General features: G+C 37.2%; 13 protein-coding genes. 2 read left to right on the top strand and 11 right to left on the bottom strand.

Translation table 11 applies throughout. The annotated features are described in order from the left end of the window. Window position 1 precedes the first annotated feature (1 nt). From MHI39_RS05405 to MHI39_RS05385, 5 genes are all read right to left on the bottom strand, one after another. Complete coding sequence (locus MHI39_RS05405) at window positions 2-334, bottom strand: PTS lactose/cellobiose transporter subunit IIA (protein WP_259549146.1); 333 nt, start codon at window positions 332-334, stop codon at window positions 2-4. Window positions 335-407: 73 nt separating this feature from the next. After that, a complete protein-coding gene (locus MHI39_RS05400; protein WP_058003495.1) occupies window positions 408-644 on the bottom strand; it encodes a hypothetical protein in 237 nt (78 codons plus the stop codon). A gap of 11 nt (window positions 645-655) precedes the next feature. Beyond that, window positions 656-2,005 (bottom strand): PTS sugar transporter subunit IIC, encoded by a 1,350-nt coding sequence (locus MHI39_RS05395; protein ID WP_259549144.1) that lies wholly within the window; start codon window positions 2,003-2,005, stop codon window positions 656-658. Between the two features lie 158 nt (window positions 2,006-2,163). Continuing rightward, on the bottom strand, window positions 2,164-2,466 hold the full coding sequence (locus MHI39_RS05390) for a PTS sugar transporter subunit IIB (RefSeq protein ID WP_058003493.1): 303 nt from the start codon (window positions 2,464-2,466) through the stop codon (window positions 2,164-2,166). Between the two features lie 24 nt (window positions 2,467-2,490). Further along, on the bottom strand, window positions 2,491-3,939 hold the full coding sequence (locus MHI39_RS05385) for a glycoside hydrolase family 1 protein (protein ID WP_342540837.1): 1,449 nt from the start codon (window positions 3,937-3,939) through the stop codon (window positions 2,491-2,493). Between the two features lie 186 nt (window positions 3,940-4,125). Here MHI39_RS05385 and MHI39_RS05380 point away from each other — a divergent pair, with 186 nt between their 5' ends. After that, the gene (locus MHI39_RS05380; RefSeq protein WP_071975125.1) at window positions 4,126-4,857 is read left to right on the top strand and encodes a MurR/RpiR family transcriptional regulator; all 732 of its coding nucleotides are present in this window, start codon (window positions 4,126-4,128) and stop codon (window positions 4,855-4,857) included. Between the two features lie 64 nt (window positions 4,858-4,921). Here MHI39_RS05380 and MHI39_RS05375 read toward each other — a convergent pair whose 3' ends face one another. From MHI39_RS05375 to MHI39_RS05350, 6 genes are all read right to left on the bottom strand, one after another. Further along, the gene (locus MHI39_RS05375) at window positions 4,922-5,569 is read right to left on the bottom strand and encodes an SGNH/GDSL hydrolase family protein (RefSeq protein ID WP_259549142.1); all 648 of its coding nucleotides are present in this window, start codon (window positions 5,567-5,569) and stop codon (window positions 4,922-4,924) included. 123 nt (window positions 5,570-5,692) lie between these two features. Beyond that, window positions 5,693-6,658 (bottom strand): bile acid:sodium symporter family protein, encoded by a 966-nt coding sequence (locus tag MHI39_RS05370; protein WP_259549141.1) that lies wholly within the window; start codon window positions 6,656-6,658, stop codon window positions 5,693-5,695. Window positions 6,659-6,859: 201 nt separating this feature from the next. After that, window positions 6,860-8,350: an argininosuccinate lyase gene (gene argH, locus MHI39_RS05365; protein ID WP_342540836.1), complete on the bottom strand. Its 1,491-nt coding sequence runs from the start codon at window positions 8,348-8,350 to the stop codon at window positions 6,860-6,862. A gap of 23 nt (window positions 8,351-8,373) precedes the next feature. Then, window positions 8,374-10,062, bottom strand: a complete 1,689-nt coding sequence (locus MHI39_RS05360; protein WP_212944734.1) for an iron ABC transporter permease — start codon at window positions 10,060-10,062, stop codon at window positions 8,374-8,376. Continuing rightward, the gene (locus tag MHI39_RS05355) at window positions 10,059-11,162 is read right to left on the bottom strand and encodes an ABC transporter ATP-binding protein (RefSeq protein WP_212944735.1); all 1,104 of its coding nucleotides are present in this window, start codon (window positions 11,160-11,162) and stop codon (window positions 10,059-10,061) included. Before MHI39_RS05355 ends, MHI39_RS05360 begins: the two co-directional genes overlap by 4 nt. 14 nt (window positions 11,163-11,176) lie before the next feature. Next, window positions 11,177-12,265 carry an extracellular solute-binding protein gene (locus MHI39_RS05350; RefSeq protein WP_071975148.1) on the bottom strand — a complete coding sequence of 363 codons (1,089 nt, stop codon included), beginning with the start codon at window positions 12,263-12,265 and terminating at the stop codon, window positions 11,177-11,179. Window positions 12,266-12,428: 163 nt separating this feature from the next. Here MHI39_RS05350 and MHI39_RS05345 point away from each other — a divergent pair, with 163 nt between their 5' ends. Continuing rightward, window positions 12,429-13,865 carry a DDE-type integrase/transposase/recombinase gene (locus MHI39_RS05345; RefSeq protein ID WP_071975050.1) on the top strand — a complete coding sequence of 479 codons (1,437 nt, stop codon included), beginning with the start codon at window positions 12,429-12,431 and terminating at the stop codon, window positions 13,863-13,865. Window positions 13,866-14,041: the final 176 nt, after the last annotated feature.

The raw sequence follows: 14,041 nt of genomic DNA, 5'->3' as shown, positions 1-14,041 counted from the left end.
TTCATTTTGAATAAGTGCCCTTTAATTTGTTTATCTCTTGATACATCCGAATCATTTCTTGAACTAAATCACTCATTATTTCCGCACTCATCATCTGATCTTCAGCATGCATGATTAATAAGGAAAAAGGCAGCTGAGTACCTGACGCTTCTTTTTGAATTAATTGATGATGGGAATGATGTCCTTCCGTTAAAAACTTTCTAGATTCTATTAATTTATTTTCTGCTTCCTTATATTCCCCTTCTCGTGCAGCATATAAGGCCTCCATAACCAAACTTTTCGCTGTTCCCACATTGCTTATAATATGAAAAGCAGCAAGCTCCATTCCTTCCATATACAATCACCCTCTATCAAGCTAATATATTTAGGTGATGGCCTAAGCACATCACCTTTTCTTTTTTAGTAATTTATTCTACTATTTGAACAGTAAAGTGCAATGCCGAACCAATAGGTGAGTGTTTAAATGTATTCTTAATATGCTTGATCATTTCCTCTTGTGGTAAATCTGATACAACATCCAGTACAGCTCTAATTCTTTCAACAGATTTTAGAGATGTTTTTATCTTTTCATCCTTATAATCTTTAAAAAAATCCTGAACAAATTTAATTTGACCGGCCATTATTTGTACTACATAATGATTCATCTTCTCATTCCTTACGCTAATTTTTCTGAATTGGATTTTTCATTACTGCTATTGCTCTTCTCCAATGCTCGATTTGCTGCAATAACAAACGGTAGATATACAAGGGTGGAGACGGCTAAACATATGAAACCAACAAGTAATGCCACATAGTTTCCACCAGTACCAAGGAATGCAATGAGCGGCCCTGGTGTTGTCCATGGTACGGCATAAGCAATTGGTGGAATTAACCCTGTTACAACAGCAAGATAACCGATGATTATATTAACTGCAGGTACAAGAATAAATGGAATAATTAATATAGGATTTAATACGACAGGCAATCCGAAAATAACCGGTTCATTGATGTTGAAAAGTCCTGGACCAATGGATAATTTACCAATATCTCGATAATCCTTTCTCCTAGAGGCAATAAAAATTGCAATTAATAAACCTAATGTCATTCCTGAACCACCATAATTCGCAAAGGCATCATTTAATGCCCAAGTAACTGGATAAGGTGCTCCCCATGCGGTTCCATGTTCAGCAACAAAATTCAAGTTTTCCAGATTTGCCTCAGCAAACATACCTTCCCGGATGGCGGCAATTGTATTTGGACCATGAATCCCAAATACCCATAATAAATTAGAGACAATCGCCAATATAACGAGTGATACAATATTAGTTCCTAGATGTTTTAAAGGTGTTTGAAGTACTTCATAAATAAATTGATGTAGTCCTTTGGGGTAAAGAGCATTGATGATACCGTTTCCAATTGCAAAAAGAACAACAATAATAATGATTGGAAACAATACTTTAAACGAACGGGAAACAGCTGGTGGTACTGATGGGTGCATATTAAATTGGAGCTTCTTATATTTTGTTAATCGACTAAAAAGTTCACCGACAATTAATCCAACAATGAGAGCAACAAATAAACCTTGTGCACCAACCCATTGTGTTGTTAAAAAGCTTCCTCCATCCACCACTTTATATGGAGGATAGATAATAAAAAATGCAGATAATCCTGTTAATCCACATAATAACTCATCTGCCTTCATAGAAATAGCTAGGTTTCTTGCTACAAGAAAGACAATAAACATAGAAAGAATATTTACCGAACCATTAATGACTGGCGAAAACACCGATTGCAAGTCGGCTAAATTTGGAAATAATTTATGCAAAAATAAAATTTTTGCAATAAACCCATCTGGTGCTAATATGGCGAAATTTAATAAGAGTACAAGCGAACCTGCCAATGTAATTGGAAAAGACAAAATAAACGCATCTCGTATGGCGATGACATGCCGTTGCGAATTAAGCTTAGAAGCAATCGGCACTAAAGCTTTTTCCGCCACCCTTTCAAACGTAGTCATAAACCCCATGAATACTCCCCCCGCAATATTAAATTAGGCTTTTTTCTCAAACATTGTTGTTGCTATTTAGGTAATGTTTTAACGTAAAAAATAGCTTGAAGATCGACAAATCCTTCTTTCCACAGCCTTAAATTAATCTTTCCTGCCCCTTTGTTCGTGTTTATGCACTATGCCATTAGGCTTAATGCCTTTTCCAACACTGCCATTCCATTCATTGTTCCGTAATCCCTCATATCAATGACTTCCACTGGAACTCTGCCATCAATAATTTTATCAACCTGTGGTTTTTGATATCGCACTTGTGGCCCAAGTAAAACAATATCTACCTCATTTGCGACACTTTCACATTCAGAAACTGGCAAAGCAAATATCTCAATTTCTATTCCTTTTTCCTTTGCCGCATCATTCATTTTATTTACTAATAGACTAGTAGACATTCCTGCCGCGCAAACCAAAAGAAGCTTTTTCAATACAAATCCCCCTTGATTTAGTCATCATGACTTAAAAATAGTCTGACCATTACTTGTAATGACTTCTTTATACCAATAAAAACTTTTCTTTTTTATTCGACGGCTGTCTTTTTCTCCATGTTCGTCACGATTAACATAGACAAAACCATATCTTTTTTGATAACCATTTAACCAACTGAGTAAATCGGTGAAAGACCACGTACAATAACCTATTAAATCAACACCATCCAGTATTGCTAGCCCACAAGCCTCCACATGTGAACGGAGAAATTCAATTCGATAATCATCATGTATTTGATCATTTTCTTCCAGTTTATCAAACTCACCTAAACCATTTTCGGTAATAAGTATTGGTAGTTGATAACGACTAGTTAACCGGCGTAGACCAATCCTTAAGCCTGCTGGATCTATTTCCCAATCCCAATTTGTTGCCTCTAAAAAAGGGTTCTTCCTTGTTTTATATTGGCCGGGAATACCATGATCCTTCGTCGTTCCTTTTTTTCCGGTCGTATTCATCGATCCCTTGCCAACCCCCCCGATCAAAGGGTTCCTTTCAACGGTACTTGTTCGATAATAGTTCATACCAAGGAAATCTGGACGCCCAAATTTAAGTAACTCAAAATCTCCATCCTCAATAGTTGGTGTGAGGCCTTCCTTTTCCAAGTAGTTCCATACAGTTTGAGGATAATGTCCCCAACAATAGATATCTAACCACCAATGGCTAGTCATTTCTTCAGCCGCTTCAAAGGCAAGTATGTCTTCTGGATGACTGCTAAAAGGATAACTTGGGGTGTAAGCAAAACTAGGGCCAATTTTACCATTTGGAACAAATTTTCTAAATGATTGAATGGCTTTAGCATTTGCTAAATTAGCGATATGATTCGCTTCATACATTCGTTTAGGATCTTGAACACTTGGAGGATGGGTACCAAGATCATACCCCATTTGGATGAAAATATTTTGCTCATTTAACGTAACCCAATACTTCACACGATCCCCATAGTGTTTAAAAAGGGTAATACAGTAATTATTAAAATCATCAATAATTTCACGTGACTCCCACCCGCCATATAAATCCATAAGGGCCTGCGGTAAATCCCAATGGTACACTGTAATAATAGGCTCAATATCATACTTTATTAATTCATTAATTAAGTTGTCATAAAACCGTAAACCCTCTTCATTAATTTTCCCTCTACCTTCAGGATAGATACGGCTCCATGCAATAGAGAAACGATAGGCCTTCAATCCCATTTCATTCATTAAAGCAACATCTTCTTTATAACGATGATAATGGTCTACAGCAATATCACCATTTGTTCCTTGAAATGTTTTCCCCGGAATTTTTGTAAAGGTATCCCATACCGAAGGACCCTTTCCATCTTCATTCCACGCCCCTTCGATTTGATAAGCAGCTGAAGCTGATCCCCATAAAAAATTTTGGGGAAAGTTGATTGTTTTTTGATGACTCATTTAATCCCTCCTCTTATTCTGCATTGTACACGTTTTCATTTTTTATAAAAGACGAATTTAAAATTTAGGATTTAATTTCGTTTAATGGCATTTGTTCCATTTTTGAAACAATCTGTTTTTTATTTATTTTTTCATGTTATGATAGTAGGAAAAAAGGTCTGAATTTTTAGTATAAGGGGACTTAATATGTTCACGAATGAAATGATTACCTCCTTTAATGAATTAGAAATTTCTTTATATAACTACATCATTAAAAATAGTGAAAAGGTCATCTATATGCGAATTAGAGAGCTAGCTGATCAAACTCATGTTTCAACCTCTACGATTCTACGATTTTGCCGAAAAATAAATTGTGATGGCTTTTCCGAGTTTAAAGTAAAGCTGAAGCTCTACTTAGATAGAAAAGAGCAAAGCAATTTAAAATCTACCAAGTATTTTCTATCAGAATTTGTGGAAAGAACGTTGAAAGGTAATTTTGAAGCCTTCATTCAGGATACTGCAGAACTAGTGGCTAAGTCAGGAAAAGTAATCTTTTTCGGAACCGGAAGCTCTGGAATATTAGCGGAGTATGGGGCTAGGTACTTTTCTAGTTTAGGTAAATTCGCTTCCTTTATTAAGGACCCTTTTTACCCAATAAATAGTAAAGACCTTAAAGACAGTACAGCAATTATTTTATCAGTTTCAGGAGAAACCGATTATACCTTAAAACTAGCAAATTTATTAAAAAGTGAAGGCAGCAAGATTGTCAGTATAACAAATAGCAAAAATTGTACGCTAGCAAAAATATCAGATATAAATATTGCCTACTATGTGACAGAAGTATATTTAGGTGAGGCAAACATTACTACGCAAATCCCTGTCATCTATATTCTTGAGGAGACCGCACATACAATTAAAAGAATTTATGAAACAGATTAAAACGGTGCCTGGCACCGTTTGTGGATAATTGTTATTCGTACTATAAACACTTTCTTATTAAACGTTACATGATTAATTTTCCTTCATTTTTTTCAAGCATTTGTTCTACTGCATTGAGCCAAGTATTTGCCATTAATGTATTCCCTATAGAGGTCATATGAACCCCATCTGTTGTAAGTTTATATTCCTTGTTAGATCCTAAATATTGAAGGAATGCCTGATGTGTCATTACAATTTTAGCATCAAACTTATCTGCGATTCGATGGACAATTTCAACATATTTTTTTAACATGCGATTTCCTATCGACTGTGTATCTTCATCAATAATGGTAGGTTCCATCAGGATGATTTGTGCCTTTGTTTCCCGCTTCACTTGACTTAACAATTGATCATAATAATTTTCAAATTTCTCTGGATCAATTTGTTCCATTTCAGGGCGATCAAGTTGTCTCCATACATCATTGATTCCGATTGAAATAGATAAATAGTCCGGCTTTAGATTAATAACATCTCTGTCCCATCTTTCTGCTAAATCACTTATACGATTCCCACTGATCCCTCTATTAATTATCTGGTAATTGATATTTTCATAGTTAGTGATAAAATAATCCCGTATCATTCTTACATAACCAAAGCCTAAACCTTCACTGTCCTCATTTCTAGCACCATCTGTAATACTATCACCGATGAATAAAATTTTTTTCGTAATCAATGCTAATCCCCCATATCGAATATAAATTTATAAAGTTACTCTATTATGATTCGATTTCTAAAGGGGCATTCCTGCCTACGTACATTAAATTATTTTAATTAGACTAATCAAACACCCTCTCTATTAAGCGATTGACCTTTTCTCATATTTTGTTTGTTTTGAAAGCTTATCTAAAACACTACCAAATAACGAAGCAAGGACTTGCTGAAACAGCATTCCTATAATAACAGGTGTCGCAACACTCGCTGGAAAATAGGTGACCGCAATAACTGCTCCTGCACTAATATTCCGCATTCCTCCAAGAAATGTAATGGCAACAGTCGTTTCTCGATCTCTCTTCAATATTCTGCTAATCAATATGGAAAATAAATACCCTGTAAATGCGATAAAAAACACAACAATACCGATCCAAATCAGTTTTAGATTAATATGTTTTAAATGTGGTGCAATAACTGCTCCATTAAGCATTACAACTAGACCTAGAGCTAGTTTGGAAAAAGGTGATAATTTGGCTCCTATAATCTCCTGTACCTTCCCTTTTGTCATTTGGTTCAATATCATCCCTAAAATCGAAGGAACTACTACCATCCACAATAGACCATTCATTATGCTAATGATATCCATCTCCACCTTTTGACCGACAAATAAAGACAAGGTGAAAGGAACAATAAATGGTGATAATAATGTATCAATTAAAATAATAGAAAGCGTAACGGCCATATTTCCTTTATAAATAGACACCCAGACGACACTTGTGATTCCTGTTGGAATAATCATTCCTAGTACAAGACCTGTAATTGTATGTGCATCCCCACGAAAAGATAAATGGCCAATTCCAAATGCCCATAACGGCATAAAAATATGTAAAATAACCATAACTATAATCATTGAAAAAGGGTGGAAAATTGCTTGTTTAAGTGATTGAAAATTCGAACTGAGACTGCCTGAAAAGGTCATGAATGCAAATATCCAAGAAATCAGAAAAGAAAAATCTTTTATATATGTGGTTAATAACACACCAAGAATCACACTTGTTGGTGTAATCAGAGGCATTGCTTTTTGCAATTGTGTATTCAGCGTTTGCAGCAACGAAAACATCTCCTAGATAATCAACTTCTCATTATTCTACAGAAAAATAACCGATATATAATGATTTTATTGAATAGATTATTGTTTTTCGCCCTTTATGGGGAAACACAGTAATAAGAATAACAACAATCTTTAAGAAATGGAATGACATAAATAAGCACCCTTTCATTTTTTTAGAAAAAAAGAAAGAGGTGCTTTCCTTTATAATTGATAGGTAACTAGATGCTCTTTATTTTTATTTAATTTTGCTTTTATTTGCTGAGCATTCCACTTGCTATGTGCTAACTGCTCTTCCCGTTGAAGAATCATTCTTTTAACTTCTTGAGGATTCGGTCCTCCCTGAATGTTTCTGATACGAACAAAATATTCAGGTGAAATGATCTTCTTCCATTGCTTAGATGTTAAGGTGGCATCAACAAAATGATTAATCATATGATTTATATCTTGAATTTCCCAATCCTTCAGTTCTTTCTTTGCTTGTATAGATTGAGTAGATAGATAGCTGGCAATTTTATGAGATTTTCTAAAGGAAATATTGTATTCACGTGCTAATGTGTCTGCTAATTCGGTAATTGTAATGCAGGACCTTTCTGTCATTTTTTTCAAATGATCCTTATTTACTCTTAACGTCGTAATGACTGCATACATTAGTTTTAGCACTCGATTAGCGTTATTAAAGGCACGATATAGATGGGGTTGGAGATCATCCTCTGTATCAACAATATCACCAAAAGGAGTGTTATGAATCATATTGATTGCAGCTAATGCCTCTCCATATGCGCTGCTTGCAATAGAGCGTGAATGTTCAATTGATACTGGATTCCGTTTTTGAGGCATTATGCTACTAACCTGCACATACGGATCAGCAACAAGAAAAGAACCGAATTCTCGCGTTACATGCTGTAAAAAATCTTGAATCCATCTCCCAGTGTTTACCATCAAAGTGATAAGGGCGGTGGACGTTTCTAATAAGTAATCTGCACTTGCAATCGAATCATAGGAATTCTCAATCACTTGATCGAACCCGAGCAGCTCACAGGTCCGCTCACGGCTAATGGGAAATCCCGTTGTCGTTAACGCAGCTGCACCTAATGGAGATTGATTCACTGTTTGATACGCGGATTCTAATCGCTTTATATCTCTTTGTAGCACATCATAGATTGCCAACAAATAATGACCTAAGGTCGTCGGCTGAGCAGGTTGTGTATGTGTATATCCTGTCATATAAGTTTCTAAATGCTGATCAGCTTGAAACAATAATACCTCACTTAGTCGATAGGCATTTTCAATCGTCGTTACCAGATGTTCCCTAAGAACTAAACGATACATCGCTACCCCCATATCATTTCTGCTTCTGCCAATATGGATTTTGCCCGCTAATTCAGGTCCAATCTCTTCGCCAATTTTTGCCTCCATCATGAAAAATAAATCTTCGTATTCTGGTTGGTAGGTTAAAGATTGATAGTCAGTTTTTGCGATCTTATTTATTCCCGCTAACATCTTTCGCGCTTCGGTTATCGGGATAATTTTCTGTTCCGAAAGCATAATCACATGTGCCCGATGAATATCGAACATTACATCAAATAAATAATCCCTTTGATCATTGAACACGGGTTTTAATAATTCCTCCACATACGTTTTCCCCGGGAACTGTGATCCTTCTGATTCAATAAAATCATTGATTGATTTCATGTTATCTCTCCTATTATGCAGGTTTACAAAGATTGCTCGGCCTTCACTCCAAAAAATTTATTCGAAATAAATAGTACGATAGCGATTAAAGCAATTTGGAACATTCCATAAGCAGCTGCCTGCCCCATATTAAACATTCTTAGCTGGTTCATAATCTCAATCGAAATCGGTCGATTTGCTAGTGTGTACAATAATACCGAGGTTGGGAATTCACCGACCGATTCAATAAAGGCAAGCAATGTACCAGATAGTACACCTGGCATAATAATCGGTAATATGACCCTTCTAAACGTATAAAACCATTTTGCACCTAAATTTCTAGAAGCTTCCTCCAAGGAATCATCCAATTGCTCTAATACAGCATTTGTTGATCGAACAACTAATGGGATGTGGCGAACAAAATAAGCTAATGGCAATATCGCGAATGTCCCCACAAGAATATGTCCAAATGAAAATATATTCGGTTCGTTAAAGGCAAAGATTAAATTCATGCCGATAACTGTTGCAGGCAATGCCCAAGGAATCATTACTAATATATCAACAAAGCTTTTGCCAATAAATTTCCTTTTTACTAATAAATATGAAGTAAACACACCAAACACAAAATTTCCGGCAGTCGCAATGATGGCAAGCAACAAGCTATTTTTAATTGGCTTCCATATATTAGGATCATCTAATAATAGACGATAATTTTCGATATTAAATACGGTTGGATAGGTCTGCCATGTCCATGTTCCATCCGGTACTAATGAGAGTAATAGAATGGTAAGGTGGGGTAATAATAAAATTAATACACCGATCACTCCACAAACGACCATCACCCACTTAAGAAATGGATTTTTTACTTCACTACGATGTGCACCAATCCCTTTTGTTGCCATGCGGTAATCTTTGCGATTCTGATACCATCGCATGAATAGTAAGAAGCTTATCGATACAATGGAGAGAATGACAGATTGAGTAGCTGCAATTTCCATATCTCCATTTATTTTAGAAAAATATATTTGTAAGCTAAGTACGCGGTATCCACCAGCTAATAGGAAGGGGGCACTAAACGAAGCCATTGAAATCATAAATACTAATAATGATGCAGCAACAATCGCTGGTGTTAACAATGGAAATGTCACTTTCCAAAATACTTTAAACTTACTTGCTCCTAAATTATAAGCAGCTTCTTCTAAACTCGGATCAATTTTATTAATGGCAGATGAAACAGTCATATAAAAATACACATACATAGTATAGGCGTGAACAATTAAGATTCCGGATACCCCACCAATACTAAAAGGTACCTTTTCTAATCCAAATAAATCCTTTATTGCATTAGGAATTAGACCCGTTTCTCCATATAAAAACATAAAGGCCATTACACCAACTAAAGATGGCAGTACAATTGGCATAATCGCAGCTGATGCAAAAAAGCCGCGACCCGGAAATTGATAACGATTAAAAATAAATGCAAGCGGGATGCCGATCAATGCACTGGCAATCACACTTAAAACTGAAATATAAACAGAATTCCAAAGCGCTTCTAGGTTGGTTTTCGATTCTTGTACAAAAAAGTCCGAGTAATTCGCAAGTGTATATATGCCATCCTTTTGCAAGCTTTCGATTAATGTCTTTATGGAAGGATATAAAACATAAGCAATGAGTATGAGAAGAATTGGGATTAATAGATAAATAGTCAACCGATGATTCCTATTTTTCATCATAATCGATCACCGCTTATCTTAGGAATTAAGCGAATCCGATCAGCCGGCAACTCCAGCCAAACCATCGATTCTTTCTTTAATACAGATAAATCAGCTGGATTTAACAAGTTTACCTTTAATGTTATATCCTGTACCTTTACTAGAATCTCAACAGCGGAACCAAAAAACTGTAAACTCTCTATCTTCCCTTCTAACACATTTTCTCCTTCCATTGCTTGGGTTGATAGTTTAATGGACTCAGGACGAATGGAAAGAATCAGCTTTTCATCCATGGAAAATTCTACATCATTAAATGGTATACGCTTGACAGATAAGCTTTGATTACCTTGAAAAATCCGAACCTCAATTTTTTCTTCCTTGATTTTATCCATTTCAAACGGAATAAAGTTTATTTCCCCAATAAATTGCGCAACAAAATCATTTGCAGGTTCATTATAAATTTCAAATGGTGTCCCTATTTGGTGACATACCCCATGATTAAATACAGCTATTCGGTCACTCATTGACAATGCTTCTGCCTGATCATGAGTGACGTAGATTGTCGTTATATGATAATCGCGCTGTAAGCGTAAAATTTCTGTACGCATTTCATCACGTAATTTCGCATCCAAATTGCTTAAAGGTTCATCTAATAAAAGGATTTCGGGTTCAATCACCAATGCACGAGCCAATGCCACTCGTTGTTGCTGTCCCCCACTTAATTGGCTCACTTGACGGTTACTGAATGTATCTAGGCGAACTTTTTCTAAGACATCATGAACGCGATTTTTTATCTCAGTAGAAGGGATTTTTCGGACTTTTAACCCGAAAGCAACATTTTCAAACACCGTCATATGAGGGAATAGGGCATAGTTTTGAAAAACCATGCCCGTATTTCTTTTTTCAGGAGGAACACGTGTCATATCCTTTTCTCCAAAGCGAACAATTCCTTTTGTTGGGTAATAAAATCCTGCAATCATTCGGAGGGTTGTTGTTTTTCCACAGCCGCTCGGTCCTAGGAAAGTGAAGAACTCCCCTTCCCTAATCTGTAAATTAAGCTGATCTACGGCAATTACCTTTCCGAAAGTCTTTTGTACATTTTCAAGGTTAATGGAAGCCATTCCTCGTTCACTTCCTATTCTTTAATCTGTTTATCACCATTTTTTATATTTTCATCCCAATATTTCATCCACACATCCGATTGGCTTTCAAATACATCCCAATCGATATCCATTTCTTTAATTTCTGTATTTTTAATCCAATCTGGTAAATCCGTTACATCATTTCTCGTTGGAATTCGATAATGCTGTTCAGCTAAAATCTTTGCTGCTTCAGGTGTATTAACAAATTCATAAAATGCTTCAGCTGCCTTCGGATGTGGCGCCCCCTTCACAATTGCAATTCCTTCAGTTAACACAGGAGTACCGCTCGCAGGAATAATAAAATCAAACGGATAATTCTTCTGTTCTTTTAACATTGCAACATCTGGCATTCCCCATACAGAAAGTAGCCCTTCACCTTTGGCAACCTTGTTATACATCATCTCCGGATTCGCTGAATATTCTTTCGTATTTGCATCTAATTTCTTTAACCATTCATAACCAGTATTAGGATCCCCTGAATCTTTAAAGTCACGATAAATCATTGCTGAAAAAATCGTTCTCATAGTTCCAGAAGCTAGAGGATAACGAATGATAATTTTATCCTTCCATTTCGGATCAAGAAGTTCATCCCAGTCCTTTGGTACCTCTTCTTTTTTTAGAAGCTTAGTATTATACATAATCACTTCGGGCGTTTGACTCGTTCCTGTCCAGTACCAATCAGGCTCATGGAACCCTTCATCAAGAGTAGCAGAATAGGTTGGTTCATAAGGATCTAACAAGTCCTCTCCTTTTGCTTGTTCAAAATTAGTGGATGGAGCCCCCCACCAAACGTCTGCTTGTGGATTGTTTTTCTCTGAACGAATGCGGTCAAGCACTTCCTGAGAACCCATATCTAGCCATTCAACATCAATGCCGTATTTTTCTTCAAACATCTTCTCAAATTGACCAAGAATGTCCTTTCCATGTGGAGAATAAATAACCACTTTATCCTCTAACTTGTTATCAGACTCCTTCGAGGTTTCTTTCGAATCCTTTTCTCCGGAAGAACTACACGCTGATAAAATCATCGTAGCGGACAAAGTCAATACCCCAAGCAAGGACACCATTTTCCTTTTCTTCATCTTTCTCCCCCCATTATGAATGTCGTATTGTCAAAACTTTTATAAGAAATAGGTTATAAAATCCTATGATAGAGGGCTTTTTAAGCAAAAAAATTGCCACCCCCTGAATTCTGGAGATAATTGAGGTTACCACACACCCAATTCCCAGAAAGGAAGTGACAAGTTGTACCCTCAAATTATAACCTATTTATTAACTTTAATTAAGTACCAAGATCAAATAATCCGGACTCTTCTTACGCTGCTTATTGGCAAGAACATGTTTGATAAGTCGAAAGAACAGCCGGTGAATCAGCCTTATCGAAAGCTCCAGGTGGATGAACTTCCTGTTATCGAGACTTTTCAAAAGCTGGATTATAAAACCCTAATGAAAGAGTACTCCGAAGAAAAAGGTAAGACACTAAAGCCTGTCAGACGTCATGCCAATTCCAAAACATCCGTACCATCCAACATTTCCTGCCCAAAGTGTGGTGCTCCAGCAGATTACCTTTATGCCAATAATGGAGGAAACGGACAGTACCAATGTAAGGTGTGTGCGTGTCTGTTCAATCAGAAAAACCAGTATGCCAAGGAAGCCATCCTGAAATGCCCGCATTGCTTGAAGACCCTTGAAAAAGTGAAGGAACGGAAAGACTTTGATATCTACAAGTGCAAGAATAATGCGTGTTCCTTCTACCAGCGGAACCTAAATGGACTTTCGTCCAAAGATAGAAAACGATTCAAGAAGAACCCCCAGGATTTCAAGATGCGATACCTATTTCGCCAATTTCACATTGAGTACAAGCCACTTTCCAGGGAGTCACCCAAGAAGCCAAAAGTGGATTTATCTAGACTGTATGTGTCGCCCCACACCCTGGGACTCATCCTGACTTACCATGTGAATTATGGACTGTCCGCCCGAAAGACAGCTGCCTTAATGAAGGATGTTCATGGTGTGGATATCTCCCACCAAAGCATCCTGAATTATGAGAACAGTGTGGCCTTGCTTCTCAAGCCGTATGTGGACCATTATCCTTATGAGCTTTCCGACCAGTTCTGCGGCGATGAGACGTATATCCGGGTGGGTGGCCGCTGGCGCTATCTGTTCTTCTTCTTCGATGCGGTGAAAAAGATCATTCTGGCCTATCCCGTATCCCGGAATCGGGATACACAAGCAGCGATTCTGGCCATTGATGAAGTCTTGACGAAGTTCAAGGAAGTCCCGGAGGACTTGACCATCGTAGTTGATGGTAATCCGATTTATCTACTGGCCCAGCAATTCTTCGCCCAACATGGAATATCATTCGACATCAAGCAAGTCATCGGCCTTACGAACGAAGATCCAGTATCGGCTGAATACCGGCCGTTGAAACAGATCATCGAACGGCTGAACAGGACCTTCAAAGGCAACTATCGTCAAACGTACGGTTTTGGATCCGAACAAGGTTCCGTCTCCTATGTGACACTGTTTGTGGCTTATTTTAACTTTTTACGGCCACACTCAGCGCTGGAAGGGAAAGTCCCGGTCCTTCAACCAGAGTTGCTTCAACTGCCTAACATGCCTGCCAGATGGACCAAACTGATTGGTTTAGCCCAGGATTGGATCGAAGACCAGACAGCCTAGCTTTTGTTTAGCAGAGCCCCTTAACCAGCAGGCGGCGAAGCGTACTCTTGACAAACCGAACTTGCCAATGGTTTAAAATTGGAAAAACCGAGGGTTTATTTGGTATGCCTTCTTTTGTCCTCTTCGCCCTTAATGAACACATCACAAACCATTGGCGTGTTTGTCAAGAGCGACTG

Origin of the sequence: Heyndrickxia sp. FSL K6-6286 (assembly GCF_038630395.1) — a bacterium.
GTDB lineage: Bacteria > Bacillota > Bacilli > Bacillales > Bacillaceae_C > Heyndrickxia > Heyndrickxia oleronia.
The sequence above is the reverse complement of the archived record's forward strand: the minus strand, read 5'-3'. Positions and strand labels throughout refer to the sequence as shown.